A 278-nucleotide genomic window follows, 5' to 3' on the forward strand; every position below is an offset into this window, starting at 1 on the left:
CCAACTAGCATGATTTTTTTGCCAAGTGATGCATGAGCCCTCAGTGACGGCGCAAGCAAAATTCGACCATTTTTATCAAGTTGATATTCAGTAGCATTCCCGAGCAACATACGCTGCATTCGACGGGCTCGTGGGTTCATATTGGAGATTTTAGATAAACGGCTTTCTATTTCGAGCCACTCAGCCAGCGGATACAACCATAAACACGGCTCATTTAATGCGACGGTACAAATAACCGTTCCCTGATCTTCAGACAATAGAGATTCTCGGTACTTAGT

Annotated in this window: 1 protein-coding gene; it reads right to left on the reverse strand. The window is 44.2% G+C overall.

The genetic code is table 11. The features are described 5' to 3' along the window. Positions 1–257: MraZ-related protein (locus tag AAEY78_RS12830; RefSeq protein ID WP_502943769.1), on the reverse strand; the 257-nt coding region annotated here is incomplete at its 3' end. Between the last annotated feature and the right edge of the window lie 21 nt (positions 258–278).

Source organism: Psychrobacter sp. 16-MNA-CIBAN-0192, assembly GCF_040309565.1.
Lineage (GTDB): Bacteria > Pseudomonadota > Gammaproteobacteria > Pseudomonadales > Moraxellaceae > Psychrobacter.